15 protein-coding genes are annotated in these 19,719 nt (G+C 70.9%); 8 read left to right on the forward strand and 7 right to left on the reverse strand.

Annotated elements, in window-relative coordinates; translation table 11 throughout:
• Positions 1 to 106 precede the first annotated feature (106 nt).
• The gene (locus tag ABZ016_RS15035) at positions 107 to 763 is read right to left on the reverse strand and encodes an MBL fold metallo-hydrolase (RefSeq protein WP_356917017.1); all 657 of its coding nucleotides are present in this window, start codon (positions 761 to 763) and stop codon (positions 107 to 109) included.
• Between the two features lie 10 nt (positions 764 to 773).
• Positions 774 to 1,463 (reverse strand): maleylpyruvate isomerase family mycothiol-dependent enzyme, encoded by a 690-nt coding sequence (locus tag ABZ016_RS15040; RefSeq protein WP_356917018.1) that lies wholly within the window; start codon positions 1,461 to 1,463, stop codon positions 774 to 776.
• A 222-nt stretch (positions 1,464 to 1,685) separates the two neighbouring features.
• On the opposite strand from ABZ016_RS15040, the gene uvrA reads away from it, so the two are divergent.
• Positions 1,686 to 4,697, forward strand: coding sequence for an excinuclease ABC subunit UvrA (gene uvrA / locus ABZ016_RS15045; protein WP_356917019.1), 3,012 nt, complete (start codon positions 1,686 to 1,688; stop codon positions 4,695 to 4,697).
• A gap of 66 nt (positions 4,698 to 4,763) precedes the next feature.
• Here the strand turns inward: uvrA and ABZ016_RS15050 are convergent, their stop codons facing one another.
• Complete coding sequence (locus ABZ016_RS15050) at positions 4,764 to 5,327, reverse strand: YceI family protein (RefSeq protein ID WP_356917020.1); 564 nt, start codon at positions 5,325 to 5,327, stop codon at positions 4,764 to 4,766.
• 101 nt (positions 5,328 to 5,428) lie between these two features.
• Here ABZ016_RS15050 and ABZ016_RS15055 point away from each other — a divergent pair, with 101 nt between their 5' ends.
• Positions 5,429 to 6,292, forward strand: coding sequence for a helix-turn-helix domain-containing protein (locus ABZ016_RS15055; protein ID WP_356917021.1), 864 nt, complete (start codon positions 5,429 to 5,431; stop codon positions 6,290 to 6,292).
• A 43-nt stretch (positions 6,293 to 6,335) separates the two neighbouring features.
• Here ABZ016_RS15055 and ABZ016_RS15060 read toward each other — a convergent pair whose 3' ends face one another.
• The 4 genes from ABZ016_RS15060 to ABZ016_RS15075 all read right to left on the reverse strand — a co-directional run bounded on the left by ABZ016_RS15060 (position 6,336) and on the right by ABZ016_RS15075 (position 9,913).
• On the reverse strand, positions 6,336 to 7,244 hold the full coding sequence (locus tag ABZ016_RS15060; protein ID WP_356917023.1) for a carbohydrate kinase: 909 nt from the start codon (positions 7,242 to 7,244) through the stop codon (positions 6,336 to 6,338).
• Positions 7,241 to 8,284 carry a LacI family DNA-binding transcriptional regulator gene (locus ABZ016_RS15065; protein ID WP_356917024.1) on the reverse strand — a complete coding sequence of 348 codons (1,044 nt, stop codon included), beginning with the start codon at positions 8,282 to 8,284 and terminating at the stop codon, positions 7,241 to 7,243. The genes ABZ016_RS15060 and ABZ016_RS15065 overlap by 4 nt, the downstream gene beginning before the upstream one ends.
• Before the next feature lie 277 nt (positions 8,285 to 8,561).
• On the reverse strand, positions 8,562 to 9,509 hold the full coding sequence (locus ABZ016_RS15070; protein ID WP_356917026.1) for a hypothetical protein: 948 nt from the start codon (positions 9,507 to 9,509) through the stop codon (positions 8,562 to 8,564).
• 251 nt (positions 9,510 to 9,760) lie between these two features.
• On the reverse strand, positions 9,761 to 9,913 hold the full coding sequence (locus ABZ016_RS15075) for a hypothetical protein (RefSeq protein WP_356917028.1): 153 nt from the start codon (positions 9,911 to 9,913) through the stop codon (positions 9,761 to 9,763).
• A 263-nt stretch (positions 9,914 to 10,176) separates the two neighbouring features.
• Here ABZ016_RS15075 and uvrC point away from each other — a divergent pair, with 263 nt between their 5' ends.
• The 6 genes from uvrC to gap all read left to right on the forward strand — a co-directional run bounded on the left by uvrC (position 10,177) and on the right by gap (position 19,660).
• Positions 10,177 to 12,288, forward strand: a complete 2,112-nt coding sequence (uvrC, locus tag ABZ016_RS15080; protein ID WP_356917029.1) for an excinuclease ABC subunit UvrC — start codon at positions 10,177 to 10,179, stop codon at positions 12,286 to 12,288.
• A complete protein-coding gene (gene rapZ / locus ABZ016_RS15085) occupies positions 12,285 to 13,244 on the forward strand; it encodes an RNase adapter RapZ (protein ID WP_356917031.1) in 960 nt (319 codons plus the stop codon). The genes uvrC and rapZ overlap by 4 nt, the downstream gene beginning before the upstream one ends.
• Positions 13,241 to 14,320 (forward strand): uridine diphosphate-N-acetylglucosamine-binding protein YvcK, encoded by a 1,080-nt coding sequence (gene yvcK / locus ABZ016_RS15090; RefSeq protein ID WP_356917033.1) that lies wholly within the window; start codon positions 13,241 to 13,243, stop codon positions 14,318 to 14,320. The genes rapZ and yvcK overlap by 4 nt, the downstream gene beginning before the upstream one ends.
• On the forward strand, positions 14,311 to 15,303 hold the full coding sequence (gene whiA, locus ABZ016_RS15095) for a DNA-binding protein WhiA (protein ID WP_003989467.1): 993 nt from the start codon (positions 14,311 to 14,313) through the stop codon (positions 15,301 to 15,303). Before yvcK ends, whiA begins: the two co-directional genes overlap by 10 nt.
• 151 nt (positions 15,304 to 15,454) lie before the next feature.
• Positions 15,455 to 18,409: a M14 family zinc carboxypeptidase gene (locus ABZ016_RS15100; protein WP_356917034.1), complete on the forward strand. Its 2,955-nt coding sequence runs from the start codon at positions 15,455 to 15,457 to the stop codon at positions 18,407 to 18,409.
• A gap of 243 nt (positions 18,410 to 18,652) precedes the next feature.
• Positions 18,653 to 19,660 carry a type I glyceraldehyde-3-phosphate dehydrogenase gene (gap, locus tag ABZ016_RS15105; RefSeq protein WP_033310742.1) on the forward strand — a complete coding sequence of 336 codons (1,008 nt, stop codon included), beginning with the start codon at positions 18,653 to 18,655 and terminating at the stop codon, positions 19,658 to 19,660.
• Positions 19,661 to 19,719 lie beyond the last annotated feature (59 nt).

Here is a 19,719-nt window from a genome sequence, read left to right on the forward strand (position 1 = left end):
ACCGGGGGAGAGGGGAGCGCATGTGCGACCCCGGCGTGTGCGAACGATTCACACGGGGCGCGTGCGCGGCTCACTACTCAACAGCGCATGCGCCCCGCGCAAGCGGTCACCACCCGCGCGCGTGCCACTCCGGCAGCTGCGGACGCTCCGCGCCCAGTGAGGTGTCGTTGCCGTGCCCCGGGTAGACCCACGTCTCGTCCGGAAGCACGTCGAAGATCTTTGTCTCCACATCGTGGAGGAGACTGGCGAACGCCTTGGGGTCCTTGTGGGTGTTGCCCACACCGCCGGGGAAGAGACAGTCCCCGGTGAACACATGGGGATGGCCGTGCGGGTCGTCGTAGACGAGAGCGATCGAGCCGGGTGTGTGCCCGACCAGATGGCGCGCGGTGAGTTCCACGCGCCCTACCCGGATGACGTCCCCGTCGTCGACCAGCACATCGGTCCGTACGGGGATGCCCTCGGCGTCCTCGCGGCCCGCGTACGTGCGGGCGCCGGTGGCCGCCACGACCTCGGCGAGCGCCTGCCAGTGGTCACCGTGCCGATGGGTCGTGACGACGGACGCGATGCCGTCGTCACCGATCATGCCGAGCAGGGTGTGCGCCTCGTTCGCGGCGTCGATGAGCAACTGCTCGTCCGTCGCCCGGCAGCGCAGCAGATAGGCGTTGTTGTTCATCGGACCCACCGCGATCTTGGTGATCATCAGGTCCTTGAGCTCGTGCACGTCGGCAGGTCCGCCGACCGTCACCTCGCCGCTGTACGTCATGTCCGCCAGCCTATAGCGGGGGCAGCGCCGGGAGCGGGGCGCCGTCCACCGTCAGCGCGGACCCGTCGCGACGTCCGGCCAGCCAGCCGAGCAGCTCCGCCGGGGAGCCGGTGACGGTCACCTCGGCGCCGTCCTCCGACTCCCGTCCGGTGCGCCACGCGCGTGTGCCGTCCGTGACGTGGGTGGGAGGTACGCCGGGGTGCCCGGCGAACCGGTCTGCCAGGAAGTCGATCTCCCGCTCGGTGAAGTCCGCCGGCAGATCCTCCAGCTCGTACCCGATCCCCAGGTCGACGTGGTGCAGCTCCATCTCCACCCACCGCCGGAACGGCACCCGGGACGCGGAGTCCGTGACCCCGTTGCGCAGCTCCACCGTGCGCGACCAGTCCGCGGGAGCGGCCCCGGTCTCCTGGAAGCGGGCCGCGCTCTCACGCAGGTCGGTGATGTGCACGTCGAGGGGGCGCGGGGCGTCCCGCTCGATGTCGGCGTCCCGGGCCTCGCCGGAGACGTACATGGGCCGGCCGTCGAGGACGTTCACGAGGGCGTCGGCGTTGCGGGCGAGGTGGGCCAGGACGTGGCCGCGGGTCCAGCCGGGCAGGCGTGACGGCTCCGTCACAGACGCGTTGTCCAGTTTGCCGACTGCGAGGAGCAGCCGCTCGGTCGCGTCACGTACAGACTCCAGGTCATGCGCGTGATCCATCATGGTGCTGACCCTAGCCTCGCCACACCTTCGGGTGAAGGTGGTGAACGAGTGCCGTAAATCGAATGCACGTGCTATATGGTCGGACGTGGCGTCGGGCATGCTGGAGAGCCGGGGTTTGTTGGCAACCCGTGAACCCGACCGGCGTTGTCAGTGGCTCCCCCTAGTCTGAGAAAGACGGGGGCCCCGCCCCTGTCATTTCTCTCAAGAAAGGTGCGGACCGGCGTGGCCGACCGTCTCATCGTTCGTGGAGCGCGCGAGCACAACCTCAAGAACGTCTCGCTCGACCTCCCGCGCGACTCGCTCATCGTCTTCACGGGCCTGTCGGGGTCGGGCAAGTCCTCGCTGGCCTTCGACACCATCTTCGCCGAGGGGCAGCGGCGCTACGTGGAGTCGCTCTCCTCGTACGCCCGGCAGTTCCTCGGCCAGATGGACAAGCCGGACGTCGACTTCATCGAAGGTCTGTCCCCGGCGGTCTCCATCGACCAGAAGTCGACCTCGCGCAACCCGCGCTCCACGGTCGGCACCATCACCGAGGTCTACGACTACCTGCGCCTGCTCTTCGCGCGCATCGGCAAGCCGCACTGCCCCGAGTGCGGCCGCCCGATCTCGCGCCAGTCGCCGCAGGCCATCGTCGACAAGGTCCTGGAACTGCCCGAGGGCAGCCGCTTCCAGGTGCTGTCGCCGCTGGTGCGCGAGCGCAAGGGCGAGTTCGTCGACCTCTTCGCCGACCTCCAGACCAAGGGTTACTCCCGCGCGCGGGTGGACGGCGAGACCATCCAGCTGTCGAATCCGCCGACGCTGAAGAAGCAGGAGAAGCACACCATCGAGGTGGTCGTCGACCGCCTCACCGTCAAGGACGGCGCCAAACGCCGCCTCACCGACTCCGTCGAGACCGCCCTCGGCCTGTCCGGCGGCATGGTCGTGCTCGACTTCGTCGACCTCCCCGAGGACGACCCCGAGCGCGAGCGCATGTACTCGGAGCACCTGTACTGCCCGTACGACGACCTCTCCTTCGAGGAGCTGGAGCCCCGCTCCTTCTCCTTCAACTCGCCCTTCGGCGCCTGCCCGGACTGCACCGGCATCGGCACCCGCATGGAGGTCGACCCGGAGCTGATCGTCCCGGACCCGGACAAGAGCCTCGACGACGGCGCCATCCACCCCTGGTCGCACGGCCACACCAAGGACTACTTCGGCCGCCTCATCGGTGCCCTCGCCGACGCCCTGGGCTTCCGCACGGACATCCCCTTCGCGGGCCTGCCGCAGCGCGCGAAGAAGGCCCTGCTGCACGGGCACAAGACCCAGGTCGAGGTCCGCTACCGCAACCGGTACGGGCGCGAGCGCCGCTACACCACGGCCTTCGAGGGCGCCGTCCCCTTCGTCAAGCGCCGGCACAGCGAGGCCGAGAGCGACTCCAGCCGCGAGCGCTTCGAGGGCTACATGCGCGAGGTGCCCTGCCCCACCTGTGAGGGCACGCGCCTGAAGCCGGTCGTCCTCGCGGTCACGATCATGGGCAGGTCCATCGCCGAGGTCTCCGCGATGTCCATCAGCGACTGCGCCGACTTCCTGGGCGAGCTGAAGCTCACCGCCCGCGACAAGAAGATCGCCGAGCGCGTGCTGAAGGAGGTCAACGAGCGACTGCGGTTCCTGGTCGACGTCGGCCTGGACTACCTCTCGCTGAACCGCGCGGCCGGCACCCTCTCCGGCGGCGAGGCCCAGCGCATCCGGCTGGCCACCCAGATCGGCTCCGGCCTCGTCGGCGTCCTCTACGTCCTCGACGAGCCGTCCATCGGCCTGCACCAGCGCGACAACCACCGGCTGATCGAGACCCTGGTCCGGCTGCGCGACATGGGCAACACCCTCATCGTCGTCGAGCACGACGAGGACACCATCAAGACCGCCGACTGGATCGTCGACATCGGCCCCGGCGCCGGTGAGCACGGCGGCAAGGTCGTGCACAGCGGCTCCCTGAAGGAGCTGCTCGCCAACGCCGAGTCGTACACCGGTCAGTACCTGTCCGGTAAGAAGGCCATCCCGCTGCCCGGCATCCGGCGCCCCGTGGACCCGTCCCGGCAGCTCACGGTGCACGGCGCCCGGGAGAACAACCTCCAGGACATCGACGTCTCGTTCCCGCTGGGCGTCTTCACCGCCGTCACCGGCGTGTCCGGCTCCGGCAAGTCGACCCTGGTCAACGACATCCTCTACACCCACCTGGCCCGCGAGCTGAACGGCGCGCGGAGCGTGCCCGGGCGGCACACGCGTGTGGACGGCGACGACCTCGTCGACAAGGTCGTGCACGTCGACCAGTCGCCCATCGGCCGCACCCCGCGCTCCAACCCGGCCACGTACACCGGCGTCTTCGACCACATCCGCAAGCTGTTCGCCGAGACCACCGAGGCGAAGGTCCGCGGCTACCTGCCCGGCCGCTTCTCCTTCAACGTCAAGGGCGGCCGCTGCGAGAACTGCTCGGGCGACGGCACCATCAAGATCGAGATGAACTTCCTCCCGGACGTCTACGTCCCGTGCGAGGTCTGCCACGGCGCCCGGTACAACCGGGAGACCCTGGAGGTCCACTACAAGGGCAAGTCCATCGCCGACGTCCTCAACATGCCGATCGAGGAGGCCACCGACTTCTTCGAGGCCGTTCCCTCGATCTCCCGCCACATGAAGACCCTGAAGGACGTCGGCCTCGGCTACGTCCGGCTCGGCCAGTCCGCCACCACCCTGTCCGGCGGTGAGGCCCAGCGCGTCAAGCTCGCCAGCGAGCTCCAGCGCCGTTCCACCGGCCGCACGGTCTACGTCCTGGACGAGCCGACCACCGGTCTGCACTTCGAGGACATCAGCAAGCTGCTGACGGTCCTGTCCGGACTGGTCGACAAGGGCAACTCGGTCATCGTCATCGAGCACAACCTCGACGTGATCAAGACGGCCGACTGGGTCGTCGACATGGGCCCCGAAGGCGGCGCCGGCGGCGGCCTGGTCGTCGCCGAGGGCACGCCGGAGCAGGTCGCCGGGATCCCGGCCAGCCACACCGGCAAGTTCCTGCGCGAGATCCTCGGCGCCGACCGGGTCAGCGACGCGTCCTCGGTGAAGGCCCCGCGCAAGAGGACGGCGAAGAAGACCGTCCCGGCGCAGAAGACCGCCGCCAGGACGGTCGACAGCAGCACCACCAAGAAGGCGACGGCCAAGACCACGAAGACCGCCGCGAAGAAGACGACGCGGACGGCCAAGGGCTGAGAGCGGTACCGACGCGCCGTGCCCCCGGGCGGACACCTGGGGGCACGGCGCGTCGGCGTGTGTCCGTCAGCCGTTCTTCGGCTCCACGAACTGCATGTCGAGCTGGATCTTCACCACTTCGCCGAGCAGACCGGGGGCGAAGTCGAGCCCGAACTCGCTGCGCCGGATCTCGCCCGTCGCGTCGAACCCGGCGTGCCGGCCGCCGCCCATGGGCGTGTCGACCAGCCCGCCGAACTCCACCGCGAGCGTCACCGGCCGGGTCACCTCGCCGATCGTCAGCTCGCCCTCCATCGTCCAGTCCTCGCCCTCGCCCGTCACCCGCGTCGAGCGGTACGTCATCGTCGGGCGCTTCTCCACGTCGAGCAGGTCGGGGGCGAGCACATGCGCGTCCCGGTCGGCGTTGCCGGTGTCGATCGAGGCCAGGTCGACGGTCGCGGAGATCCGCACGTCCTCGACCCGTTCCCCGACGAACAGCTCGGCCTCCAGCCGCTGGAAGCGCCCCCGCACCTTGGCGATGCCCAGGTGGCGGACGGTGAAGTTCACGGAGGAGTGGAACGGGTCGAGGGCCCAGTCACCCGGGACCAGCGGCAGGGCGGCGGCGGAAGCGGCGGTGGCGGTGTCATTCGTCATGCCCTCCACCCTGAGGCCCGCGCGGCCCGTGAGGGAGACCGGCCGGAGCCTGGTAGTGGCAGGGCCACGATCCGCGCTCGCTCCCGATGTACGTTCGGCGGGTGAGCGACAACGAGTTGGGCACGTTCCTGCGCACCTGGCGCGAAGCCGTCAGCCCCGCCGAAGTGGGCCTGCCCACCGGTGCACGGCGCCGCACCCCGGGGCTACGGCGGGCCGAACTGGCCACGCTCGCCGGGATCAGCGTCGAGTACCTCACCCGGCTGGAACAGGGCCGGGACCGCAACCCGTCCGCCCAGGTGCTCGGTGCCCTGGCCGACGCCCTCAGCCTGTCCCTGACCGACCGGATGCTGCTGCGCCGCCTGACCAAGGAGGCGGACGGCGGCGACCCGCTGATCTGCGCGGCGGCCCCGTCCCTCAGCCGCACCGCACGCCCCACCGTACGGGCCGTCCTGGACCGTCTGGAGCCGGCCCCCGCCGTGGTGGTCAACTGGATCGGCGACGTCCTCGCCCACACGGCGGGCTACCAGCGACTGGTCGGCCCCATCGGCCTGCTCGACGACGAGCGGCCCAACCTGCTCCGGTACCTGTTCACCGACGAACGGGCCCGCGGTGCCTACCGCGACTGGGACCGGGTGGCCGACGACCTCGTCGCCCGGCTCCGGCACGGCGTCCCCCTGCGGGACCCGTACCTCGCCGAGCTGGCCGACGAGCTGACGGTGACGGCGGGGGCGGACTTCGCCGACCGGTTCACCGATCTGGCCCTGACGCCCCGGCGGACGGGCTCCCAGCACCTCGAACACCCGGAGGCCGGCTCGCTGAGGCTGCTGCTCGAGACGCTCTCGCTGTCCGACGAGGGGCAGACCGTCGTCGTCCACCTGCCCGCGGACGAGGCCACGGCCGCCGCCCTGGACCGCCTCGACGGCCGCCGCCCCGGCGCGCTGAGGGCGGTGGGGGAGACGGGCTGAGCGATGCGCGCCGGGCGGGCCCGTGTCCGGAGCCCGGCTCGCGTCAGCCGTCCAGTTCGTGGGCGTACGGCGGCTCCGCACCCGCCCGGGAGCAGGTGATCGCCGCCGCACGGGCCGCGAAACCCAGCAGCTCCGCCCAGCCGTCGGACCCCAGCGCGGCCAGCGCCGGACGGCTGAGGGCGTCCCGCACCGCCAGCCCGTGCAGCAGCGCGGCGTTGACCGTGTCACCCGCGCCGATCGTGTCCACGACCTCGACCCGCTCGCCCGGCACGGCGTAGGCCCCACCGTCGGCGGTGTAGGCGGTCAGCCCCTCGCCGCCCCTGGTGATCACGACCGCCGCCGGGCCGGCCGACAGCCACTCCCACGGCGTGCCGCCCAGCCACTCGGCGTCCTCCGCCGACAGCTTCAGCAGCGACACCGACGGCAGCCAGCTCTTGAACCGCGCCCGGTAGGCGTCCGCGTCCGGGATCAGCCCGGCCCTGATGTTCGGATCGAGCGCGGTGAACACACCCTGCCCGGCCGCCGTACGCATCAGCTCCTCGTATGCGCTCGCCCCCGGCTCCAGCACCAGCGAACAGGTGCCGAAGGAGACCGCCCGGGTGCCGGAGGGCAGGGCGGAGGGCGCCGTGAACATCCGGTCCGCCGTCCCCTCGACGTGGAAGGAGTACGCCGCCGAGCCGTCCTCGCCGACGGTGGCGACGGCGAGTGTCGTGGGCTCGGCGCCCCGCTGCACCGACGACACGTCCACTCCGGTCTCGCGCAGCCGGTCCAGCAGGGCCTCGCCGAAGGCGTCGTACGACACCCGGGAGCAGAAGGCGGCGGGGGAGCCGAGGCGGCCCAGCGCCACCGCCGTGTTGTAGGGGCCGCCGCCGAGCGCCGGCTGGAGCGCCGCCAGGGCCCCCGTGCCCTGCGGTACCAGGTCGATCAGTGCCTCACCGGCGACGACGATCACGACAGGGGTCCTTCCTCGGAGGGTTCGGGGCAGCCGCACGACGTGCGGTGGACGAAGGCGCAGGGCAGCCGCACGGTCCGGACGGGCCGGTCCGGCTCGGCGAGACGCTCCAGGAGCACGCGTACGGCCTGCGCGCCGATCTCCCTGCTGGGCTGCGCGATCGCGGTGAGCCGGGGCGAGAACAGGTCCGCCCAGGTGAAGTCGTCGAAACAGCACAGCGCGATGTCGCCCGGCACCGACAGGCCGTGGGCGCGCAGGGTGCGCAGCGCGCCGATGGTCATCGCGTTGTTGCCGGTGACCAGCGCGGTGGGCGGCACGGCGAGGGACAGCAGGGTGGCGGTGGCCTGTTCGGCGCCGGCCGACTCCGAGTCGCCGTGCACCAGGAGCCGCTCCTCGTAGGGGAGGCCCGCGAAGGCGAGGCCGCTCCGGTAGCCGGTGATCCGCTCGCTCGTGGTGCTGAGCCCCGGCAGCCCCGCCACCAGCCCGATCCGCCGGTGGCCGAGCCCCGCGAGATGGGTGACCAGGCGGGACGTCGGTTCGGCGTTGTCGGCGCAGACCTGGTCGAAGCGCGGGCCGCCGTCCGTCTCCGGGGCGTCCACGAGCCGGTCGAGGAACACGGCCGGTACGTCGTGCCGCCCCAGGTACGCGAGCAGCCCGCGCGGATCCGCGGAGGGCGCGACGATCATGCCGTCCACCCGGCGCTCGTGCAGCAGCTGGACGACCTTGCGCTCGTGGTCCGGGTCGTCGTGGGGATCGGCGATGAGCAGGCTGTAGCCGGCCTCCAGCGCGGCGGCCTCGACCCCCTGGAGGATCTCCGTGAAGTACGGGTTGCTGATCGCCGACACCGCCAGCCCGATGGAGCGGGTGCGGGACGTCACCAGAGAACGGGCCAGCGTGTTCGTGGTGTAGCCGAGTTGCTCCACGGCGTCCAGGACCGCCTGGCGGGTGTGCGGCAGCACCGGCCGTGTGCCGTTCAGCACGTGCGACACGGTCGCCACCGAGACACCGGCGCTGCGTGCGACGTCGGCCATGGTCGCCATGGCGTTCCCTCCTCCGCTTCCGGCGAGGAAGGTACCGCATCCCAGGCGGGACGTAAACGATTACGCAAGCGTTTACGTCCGGCCTCGAACCGGGGACGGTCACCGGTCCCGGACCCGCCCCCGCCCTCGGACCAGCCGCCGGGGCCGCCCCGACCCGCCCCGCTGGCTGTGTAAGACCGACCCCCACCGGTCGGCGGTGGCCTGTGAAACAGGAACCCATGGTGGTGCCGCGTAGCGGTACGGGCCGGAATCTCCTGCCCTCGGGCAGGAGAGGACCTCAATCCCAGTCCCAGCCGATCCCCACGAACCCGACCCGCGCCCGCGGCTCGACCAGGTGCACGGACCGGTGCTGCCCGCTCAGTGCCAGCTCCTGGCACCCCGTGCGCGGGGCCGCCGTCGTCTGCTGGGCGAACCGGTGGCAGCGCAGCGGGAGGGCCGCCGCGTCGAAGCACACCTGGAGCGCGTACTGGCCGCCGGGGGAGTCGAAACCGCGGACGTACTCGCGTGACACGCCCGCCGTGCCGTCCTCGACCCCGTAGCGGAACAGGAACGTGTCCCCGGCCCGCAACCGGGTGTCGAAGAGCAGCTCGGCCGCGAGCAGACCGGTGTCGCCGTGCCAACGGACACGTCCGGTCCGGCAGTTCTCCAGGGCGTGCACCCGCATGTGCTCCGGCTCGGCTCCGCGGTCGCCGTGGTGGACGGCCACGAAACGGTCGACGCCGTCCCGGTGGGCGCGCACGATGTGGTGCGACTCACGCTCGGCCAGCTCGCGTCCGGCCCCGATACGGAGCCGCTCGTGGTGCCCGAGGGTGTGCAGGCCGCCGTCCGGCGGACAGTTCAGCTCGGCCAGCAGCTGGTCCAAAACCCCGGAGGCCTCCACCAGGGAGCGGTAGGACCGGGCCGACGCCCGATGCCCGGACGGGCTCTCGCCGGACTCGGCGAGCAGCCGGAGCAGCGATTCCTCGGGCAGCTCCAGGATCTCCTCCAGCGCCCGTACGGCCCGCAGCGACTCGGGGCGCTGTGGGCGCCTGGCGCCCTGCTGCCAGTAACTCAGGCTGGTGACGCCGACCTTCACGCCGTGGCGGGACAGATGGTGTTGCACGCGTTGCAGCGGCAGCCCGCGGGCCGCGATCGCGGCGCGCAGGGCGACGTGGAAGGGGCCGCCTCGCAGGGCCGAGTCCAGTTCCGCGGTGGCGACGTCCGCGTGCTGTGGGGCGTGCGGCATGCAGGGGCCTCTCTCTGAGTCGGCAACGGCTGGTCAGACCGTTCGCGCGGGGCGGTCCCACCGGCGCAGGGCAGGCCTTCACATCCGTACGCCGTCGTTCAGCGCCCCGAGTTCCCCCGCATTGAAGCGTGTTGACCTGGTCCCGACAACACCTGATGCCGGACAGTGACGTACTCCCGGCCGGGCCCACCCGGACATGCGAAACGCCCGGGGCACGCACCCCGGGCGTTTCGCTGCGGATCCGTGGCCCGCTAGGAGTGGTCGCTTCCGCCCTGTTCCCGCAGGGCCAGACGCTTGGCCCGCGTGATGTCGGGATCGCGTGGGTCCAGGGCGTCGCGCAGTGCCAACGGCTCGTCCGTGTACCGGCGGGCACGGGCCGCCCGCCGGGTTTTCTCGATCCGCATCCGCTTCATCCGCGCAGCCCTCCGACCCGTGGCCCGCTCGTTCCGCACCGGGAACGGCGGTCCGCACCGACAACCTGTGCCTGCACCGGGACGGGCTTCGTCCGCCGGACGTCGCCGTGTCCCGTGGGTGACCCCCATTCCCGCTCCCGGCGGGCCGTAACCCCGGGGCGGCGCATGCCGTTGGAAACTGCCACCCCGCCGGGCCCGTGATCGGGTCCCGCGGCCCCGCCGGAGTGTCGGTGCTCGCCAGTAGGGTGTGAGACATGGCCGACCCCTCCAGCTACCGCCCCAAGCCGGGTGAGATCCCCGACTCGCCGGGGGTCTACAGGTTCCGCGACGAGCACCGCCGGGTGATCTACGTCGGGAAGGCGAAGAGCCTGCGCCAGCGCCTGGCGAACTACTTCCAGGACCTGGCGGGCCTGCACCCGCGCACCCGCTCCATGGTGACCACGGCCGCGTCCGTGGAGTGGACGGTGGTGTCCACGGAGGTCGAGGCGCTCCAGCTGGAATACTCCTGGATCAAGGAGTACGACCCCCGGTTCAACGTCAAGTACCGCGACGACAAGAGCTACCCCTACCTCGCGGTGACGATGAACGAGGAGTACCCGCGCGTGCAGGTGATGCGCGGTCACAAGAAGAAGGGCGTCCGGTACTTCGGTCCGTACGCGCACGCGTGGGCGATCCGCGACACCGTCGACCTGCTGCTGCGCGTCTTCCCCGTGCGCACGTGCTCGGCCGGCGTCTTCAAGAACGCCGCCCGCACCGGCCGCCCCTGCCTCCTCGGATACATCGGCAAGTGCTCGGCCCCCTGCGTGGACCGGGTCTCCGCCGAGGAGCACCGGGAACTGGCCGACGAGTTCTGCGACTTCATGACCGGCCGGACGAACACGTACATCCGCCGTCTGGAGAAGCAGATGGCGGAAGCGGCCGACGAGATGGAGTACGAGCGGGCGGCCAGGCTGCGCGACGACATCGAGGCCTTGAAGAAGGCCATGGAGAAGAACGCGGTCGTGCTCGCCGACGCGACCGACGCCGACCTGATCGCGGTCGCCGAGGACGAGCTGGAGGCGGCCGTCCAGATCTTCCACGTGCGCGGCGGACGGGTGCGCGGCCAGCGCGGCTGGGTCACCGACAAGGTGGAGGAGATCACCACCGGCGCCCTCGTGGAGCACGCGCTCCAGCAGCTGTACGGCGAGGAGACCGGCGACGCCGTCCCCAAGGAGGTCCTGGTCCCCGCCCTGCCCGACCCCGTGGAGCCCGTCCAGGAGTGGCTCGCCGGGCGGCGCGGCTCCGGCGTCTCCCTGCGCGTCCCGCAGCGCGGCGACAAGAAGGCCCTCATGGAGACGGTGCAGCGCAACGCCCAGCAGGCGCTCGTGCTGCACAAGACCAAGCGCGCCTCCGACCTGACCACGCGCTCGCGCGCCCTGGAGGAGATCGCGGACGCGCTCGACCTGGACAGCGCGCCGCTCCGGATCGAGTGCTACGACATCTCCCACCTCCAGGGCGACGACGTTGTGGCCTCCATGGTCGTCTTCGAGGACGGGCTGGCCCGCAAGAGCGAGTACCGCCGCTTCCAGATCAAGGGCTTCGCCGGGCAGGACGACGTCCGCTCCATGCACGAGGTGATCACCCGCCGCTTCCGGCGCTACCTCGCCGAGAAGGAGAAGACGGGCGAGTGGACGGACGGGGAGACCACCGAGACCACCGAGACCGCCGAGACGACCGGGAACGGTGAGAGCCCCCTCACCGGCACGGACCCCGCCGACACCGCGAACACCCTCACCGAGGACGACGGCCGCCCCAAGAAGTTCGCCTACCCGCCCCAGCTCGTGGTCGTCGACGGTGGCGCCCCCCAGGTCGCGGCCGCCCGCCGGGCCCTGGACGACCTCGGCATCGACGACATCGCCGTGTGCGGCCTCGCCAAGCGCCTGGAGGAGGTCTGGCTGCCCGGCGACGACGACCCGGTGGTCCTGCCCCGCACCAGCGAGGGCCTGTACCTGCTCCAGCGCGTCCGTGACGAGGCCCACCGGTTCGCGATCAGCTACCAGCGCACCAAGCGGTCCAAGCGCTTCCGGTCCAGCCCCCTGGACGACGTCCCGGGCCTCGGGGACACCCGCAAGCAGGCACTTCTGAAGCACTTTGGTTCGTTGAAGAAACTGCGATCCGCCACCATCGACCAGATCTGCGAGGTCCCCGGCATAGGCCGCAAGACCGCCGAGACGATCGCGGCGGCCCTCGCCCAGGCGGCCCCGGCCGCACCCGCCGTCAACACGGCGACTGGGGAGATCATGGAAGAGGAACCCGGCACCATGGGTTCCAGTGGGGAACCCGTGAGGACGGGAGCCCCGGACGAACGACGGGGGCAGGAGACATGAATGTGAACGAGCACGACAGCAGCACAGAGCAAGCCGGAGACGGAGCACAGGTGACTACGGGCACGCCCAACGAGAAGGCCACGGCCCCGGACGCGGCCATCCCCGAGCTGGTGATCATCTCCGGCATGTCCGGGGCGGGCCGCTCGACGGCCGCGAAGTGCCTGGAGGACCTCGGCTGGTTCGTCGTCGACAACCTGCCGCCCGCGCTGATCCCCACCATGGTGGAGCTCGGCGCCCGCTCCCAGGGCAACGTGGCCCGCATCGCCGTCGTCGTCGACGTCCGCGGCCGCCGCTTCTTCGACAACCTCCGCGAGTCCCTCGCCGACCTGGAGGCGAAGAACGTCACCCGGAGGATCGTCTTCCTGGAGTCCTCCGACGACGCCCTGGTGCGCCGCTTCGAGTCGGTGCGCCGCCCGCACCCCCTCCAGGGCGACGGCCGCATCGTCGACGGCATCGCCGCCGAACGCGAGCTCCTGCGCGAGCTGCGCGGCGACGCCGACCTGGTGATCGACACCTCCAGCCTGAACGTGCACGAGCTGCGCGCCAAGATGGACGCCCAGTTCGCAGGCGAGGAGGAGCCGGAGCTGCGGGCCACGGTCATGTCGTTCGGCTACAAGTACGGCCTGCCGGTCGACGCCGACCTGGTCGTCGACTGCCGCTTCCTGCCGAACCCGCACTGGGTCCCGGAGCTGCGCCCCTTCACGGGCCTCAACGAGGAGGTCTCCGGGTACGTCTTCAACCAGCCCGGCGCCAAGGAGTTCCTCGACCGCTACACGGAGCTCCTCCAGCTCGTCGCCACCGGCTACCGCCGTGAGGGCAAGCGCTACGTGACCATCGCCGTGGGCTGCACGGGCGGAAAGCACCGCTCGGTCGCCATGTCGGAGAAGCTGGCGGCCCGGCTCGCGGCCGAGGGCGTGGAGACGGTGGTCGTCCACCGGGACATGGGACGCGAATGACACGACGTACTCCCCGGCTGAGGGGGCTGCGCCGGGTGACGCCCGAGGGAAACACCGGCGGGAAGGCCGGCCGGCCCGCCGAAGCCCGGGGCGGCAGACCGCGCCGCCGGGGAGCCCAGCCCAAGGTCGTCGCCCACGGCGGCGGCATGGGCCTGTCCGCCTCGCTGGCCGCGCTGCGCCGGATCACCGGTGACCTCACCGCCGTCGTCACCGTGGCCGACGACGGCGGCTCCAGTGGCCGGCTCCGGGACGAGCTGGGCGTGCTGCCGCCCGGCGACCTGCGCAAGGCGCTGGCCGCCCTGTGCGGCGACGACGACTGGGGCCAGACCTGGGCGCGTGTCATCCAGCACCGCTTCCAGTCCAAGGGCGACCTGCACGAGCACGCGGTCGGCAACCTGCTGATCGTCGCCCTGTGGGAGCAGCTCGGCGACCACGTCCAGGCCCTCGACCTGGTCGGTCGCCTGCTGGGCGCCCAGGGGCGGGTGCTTCCGATGTCCGCCGTCCCGCTGGAGCTCCAGGCCCTGGTCAAGGGCCACGACCCGGATCGCCCGGACGAGGTCGACACCGTCCGCGGCCAGGCCACCGTCGCCCTCACCCCGGGCGAAGTGCAGTCCGTGCACCTGGTGCCGAACGACCCGCCCGCCGTGCCCGAGGCGGTCGACGCCGTCCTGGACGCGGACTGGGTGGTGCTCGGTCCCGGCTCCTGGTTCTCCTCGGTCATCCCGCACCTGCTCGTGCCCGAGCTGCTGGACGCGCTCACCCAGACCAAGGCCCGCCGGGTACTCTCCCTGAACCTCGCCCCGCAGCCCGGAGAAACCGAGGGCTTCTCCCCGCAGCGTCATTTGGAGGTTTTGGGACGACACGCCCCTAAACTCGCCCTGGACGTGGTGCTGGCCGACGAGGCCGCCGTGCCCGACCGTGACTCCCTGACCGACGCCGCCAAGCGGTTCGGGGCCGCGGTCGAGCTGGCGCCGGTGGCCCGGCCCGACGGGACCCCGAGGCACGACCCGGAGCTGTTGGCCGCCGCGTACGACCGTATTTTTCGGATGCATGGAAGGATCGGCCCATGGCGATGACGGCAGCGGTGAAGGACGAGATCTCCCGGCTCCCCGTCACCCGGACCTGCTGCAGAAAGGCGGAGGTCTCCGCCATCCTGCGGTTCGCCGGCGGCCTCCACCTGGTGAGCGGTCGGATCGTGATCGAGGCGGAGCTGGACACCGCCATGGCGGCCCGCCGCCTCAAGCGGGACATCCTGGAGATCTTCGGGCACAGTTCCGAGCTGATCGTGATGGCACCGGGCGGACTGCGCCGCGGCTCGCGTTACGTGGTGCGCGTGGTCGCCGGCGGTGACCAGCTGGCCCGCCAGACCGGCCTGGTCGACGGGCGGGGCCGCCCGATCCGCGGCCTGCCCCCGCAGGTGGTCTCGGGGGCCACCTGCGACGCCGAGGCCGCCTGGCGCGGAGCCTTCCTGGCGCACGGCTCGCTCACCGAGCCCGGCCGCTCCTCCTCCCTCGAGGTGACCTGCCCGGGGCCCGAGGCCGCGCTCGCCCTGGTGGGCGCCGCCCGCCGCCTGTCGATCGCCGCCAAGGCCCGTGAGGTGCGCGGTGTGGACCGGGTCGTCGTCCGCGACGGTGACGCGATCGGGGCCCTGCTGACCCGCCTCGGTGCCCACGAGTCGGTGCTGGCCTGGGAGGAGCGCCGGATGCGCCGCGAGGTGCGTGCCACGGCGAACCGGCTCGCCAACTTCGACGACGCCAACCTGCGCCGTTCGGCCCGCGCGGCCGTCGCCGCCGGTGCCCGTGTCCAGCGCGCCCTGGAGATCCTCGCCGACGACGTCCCGGAGCACCTCGCCGCCGCCGGCCGGCTGCGCATGGAGCACAAGCAGGCCTCCCTGGAGGAGCTGGGCGCGCTCGCCGACCCGCCGCTGACCAAGGACGCCGTCGCCGGCCGGATCCGCCGCCTGCTCGCCATGGCCGACAAGCGCGCCTCCGACCTCGGCATCCCGGGCACGGAGGCCAACCTCGCCGAGGAGGAGCTCGCCGACAACCTCGTGGGCTGATCCCACAGTCCGTCAAAAAGCCGGGGTCGGCGCCCACTTGGGTGATCGGCACCGGCTTTTGCGTGTCGTCCAGGCGCTCTTGACTCGATCATGGACTGTCATGAGCCTGGCATCTGTTCGCTGCTGTGGCGGACCCACGCTAGGGGGGTTCATGAGACGAAGAGCGAGATCGATCCTCGCTGTCGGCGCGCTCCTGATCGGCGGAGCGAGCATCGCACCCATCGCCCAGGCACAACCGGACAGCACAGCCCCGTCCGACCCGGACGAAGTCAAGGTCTTCCGCGCCGACGTCACCCGGCAGCAGGTACCCCTGCTGCTCGCCGCCGGCCAGGACGGCCACGAACTCAGCGAGCGGGTACCCGCGAAGGGCACCGCCACCGTCGAGGTCTACCTGACCGGCCGGCAGGCGAAGAAGCTGGAGCAGCAGGGCGTCGACCTCACCGAGCACGACCTCTCCACCAGGGCGAAGGCCCGCGTCGGGGAAGCCGCCGAAGGTGTGTTTCGCCCGTACAGCGGCAAGGGCGGCCTGAAGGAGGAGATCCTGAAGGCCGCTCAGGAGAACCCGGACCTCACCAAGGTCGTCTCCATCGGCAAGACCGTCAAGGGCCAGGACATCCTCGCGCTGAAGCTCACCCGGGGGGCGAAGAAGGCGAAGGACGGCTCCAAGCCCTCCGTCCTCTACATGTCCAACCAGCACGCCCGCGAGTGGATCACGCCGGAGATGACCCGGCGGCTGATGCACCACTACCTGGACAACTACAAGAAGGACCGGCGGATCAAGAAGATCGTCGACTCCACCGAACTGTGGTTCGTCCTCTCGGCCAACCCCGACGGCTACGACTACACCTTCGCCGCCGACGACAACCGCATGTGGCGCAAGAACCTGCGCGACATGAACGGCGACGGCGTCATCGGCCCCGGCGACGGCGTCGACCTCAACCGCAACTTCGCCTACAAGTGGGGCTATGACGACGAGGGTTCGTCCCCCAACCCCACCAGCGAGACCTACCGTGGCCCGGGCCCGAACTCTGAGCCGGAGACCAAGGCCCTGCACGCCTTCGAGAAGCGGATCGGCTTCACGTACGGCATCAACTACCACTCCGCCGCCGAACTGCTGCTGTACGGAGTGGGCTGGCAGGTGGCCACGCCGACGCCGGACGACGTCCTGTACGAGGCGCTCGCCGGCACGCCCGAGAACTCGGCGATCCCCGGTTACCACCCGCAGCTCTCCTCCGAGCTGTACACCACCAACGGCGAGGCGGACGGCCACGCGGCGAACGTCAACGGCATCGCGATGTTCACCCCTGAGATGTCGACCTGTCAGACGGCCTCGAACGCCGACCCGAACGACGAGTGGAAGGCGGCCGACTGCCGGTCGGTCTTCACCTTCCCGGACGACGAGAAGCTGATCCAGCAGGAGTTCGCCAAGAACGTCCCGTTCGCGCTCTCCGTCGCCGAGTCCGCCTCCCACCCCGACCGGCCGTCCTCGTCGGTCGGACAGAGCGCCGCCGACTTCACCCCGGCCGCGTTCCCGACGTCGTACGCCCGCGGCGGTGACCAGGAGGTCTCCGTGGTGGCGCGGAAGTCGCTGCGGGACAAGGAACTGAGGTACCGCGTCAACGGCGGCCGCACCCATGACATGGCGCTCCGGCCCTGGAAGGGCGGCGAGACCTACGGCGGTGAGGACAACCTCTACTTCGACGAGTACCGGGCCAAGGTGAAGGACGGCGACCCGGGCGACCGGGTCGAGGTGTGGTTCACCGCGGAGACGAGGAACGGCAAGAAGGTCTCCAGCGAGCGCTTCACCTACACCGTCGCCGAGCGGCCCCGGGCGAACACCCTCGTCGTCGCCGAGGAGGGCGCGACCGCCACACAGGCCCAGAAGTACGTCGACGCGCTCAAGGCCAACGGCCGCAAGGCCGTCGTCTGGGATGTCGCCCGGCAGGGTGCACCCGACGCGCTCGGTGTGCTGAGCCACTTCGACACCGTCGTGCACTACACGGGCGCGAGCGTCCCCGGCAACGCCACGCAGCTGCAACTGCGCGCCTTCCTCAACGCGGGCGGCAGGCTGATCGAGGCCGGTGAGCAGACCGGCGGCAGCGTCGACCTCGGCGGCGGCACCCTGTCCAACGACTTCAGCCAGTACTACCTCGGCGCCTACAGCCGTACCACGGCCTCCGGGGCCACCGGCTTCACCGGCTCCGGGGAGCTGAGCGGCTTCACGGGCCCGCTCACCGACGCGCCCGGGAACCCGCTGGACAAGGCGGGCCGGTACAACGTCACCTCCGACGAACTGCCGGCCGAGCAGTACCCGCGGTTCGCGAGCAAGGGCGCCGGACAGTTCGCCGGGGCGGTCAACCCGTACGGTCCGTACGCGGGCTCCTCGATGGCCGCCGCCGTCCACACCGACGACGCCTACAAGCGCCTCACACGCACCGTGGACCTCACGGGTGTCACCGCGGCCGACCAGCCCGCGCTGCGCACCCAGCTCATGTGGAACACCGAGTCCGGCTACGACCACGTCCTGGTCGAGGCCCACACCACGGGCGCCGACGACTGGACGACCCTGCCCGAGAAGGGCGGCGCCACCGAGGCCACCGTGCCGACGGAGTGCGAGGGCGGTTTCTACGTCCGCGAGCACCCCTGGCTGAAGCACTACCTGACCCTGTCGGACGGCGGCTGCACCGCGACCGGCAGCACCGGGCAGTGGTACAGCATCACCGGGTCCTCCGGAGGCTGGCAGCAGGTGAACTTCGACCTGAGCGCGTACGCCGGCAAGTCGGTCGAGCTCTCGATCAGCTACGTCACCGACCCGGGCACCGGCGGGTACGGCGTCCTCGCCGACGAGGCCTCGCTCGTCGTCGGCGGCACGGCGAAGGAGACCGAGGGCTTCGAAACCTCGCTCGGCGCCTGGAAGGTGGCCGGACCGCCCGCGGGCAGCCCGGCCGTCCTCAAGGACTGGGCCCGCACCGGGGCCCTCTTCCAGACCTACGGCGCGGTCACCACCGACGACACCGTGCTGCTGGGCTTCGGTCTGGAGCACGTCGTCACCGCGGCCGACCGCGCGGCATTGATGAGGAAGGCGCTCGCCTCCCTCGACGTGTGACCTCCCGGGACCAGGGAACTCTCGGTCAACAGGCACCACGCCGGGTAGCGAAATCGAGTGATCTTGCTCTCGGCGGCGGGCGGTCCGTACCCCTACTGGCCGGTACGGACCGCCCTGCCGTGTATGGGGCATCTGGATGTCACCACCGGGGCCTCAGGGAGGTAGGGTCGGAGGCGGTCGGGGACATCCCAAACAGAGCTCGCCGGCACCTCATGGCCGGCGTACCAACGAGGAGATCGGTTCGTGACGATCCGCGTAGGCATCAACGGCTTCGGCCGCATCGGGCGTAACTACTTCCGCGCGCTCCTGGAGCAGGGTGCAGACATCGAGATCGTGGCTGTCAACGACCTGGGTGACACCGCGACCACCGCTCACCTGCTGAAGTACGACACGATCCTGGGCCGCCTCAAGCAGGAGGTCTCGCACACCGAGGACACCATCACCGTCGGCGACAAGACCATCAAGGTCCTCGCCGAGCGCAACCCCGCCGACATCCCGTGGGGCGAGCTGGGCGTCGACATCGTCATCGAGTCGACCGGCATCTTCACCAAGAAGGCCGACGCCGAGAAGCACATCGCGGGCGGCGCCAAGAAGGTCCTCATCTCGGCTCCCGCCAAGGACGAGGACGTCACCATCGTGATGGGCGTCAACCAGGACAAGTACGACGCGGCCAACCACCACGTCATCTCCAACGCCTCCTGCACCACCAACTGTGTGGCGCCGATGGCGAAGGTCCTCGACGAGAACTTCGGCATCGTCAAGGGCCTGATGACCACGGTGCACGCGTACACCAACGACCAGCGCATCCTGGACTTCCCGCACAAGGACCTGCGCCGGGCGCGCGCCGCCGCCGAGAACATCATCCCGACCACCACGGGTGCCGCCAAGGCCACCGCGCTGGTCCTGCCGCAGCTCAAGGGCAAGCTGGACGGCATCGCGATGCGCGTCCCGGTCCCGACCGGCTCGGTCACCGACCTCGTCCTGGAGCTCGGCCGCGAGGTCACCAAGGAAGAGGTCAACGCCGCCTTCCAGAAGGCCGCCGAGGGCGAGCTGAAGGGCATCCTCGAGTACACCGAGGACCCCATCGTCTCCTCCGACATCGTCAACGCCCCGGCGTCCTGCACCTTCGACTCCTCCCTGACCATGGTCCAGGAGGGCAAGAACGTGAAGGTCATCGGCTGGTACGACAACGAGTGGGGCTACTCCAACCGCCTCGTCGACCTGACGGTCTTCGTCGGTAACCAGCTCTGATCGAATAGATCAGGCACCACGATGTGAGAGCAGGGCTCGGGCAGCGCGCGGTCGCGCTG

It is taken from the genome of Streptomyces sp. NPDC006372, from assembly GCF_040612515.1.
Classification (GTDB): domain Bacteria; phylum Actinomycetota; class Actinomycetes; order Streptomycetales; family Streptomycetaceae; genus Streptomyces.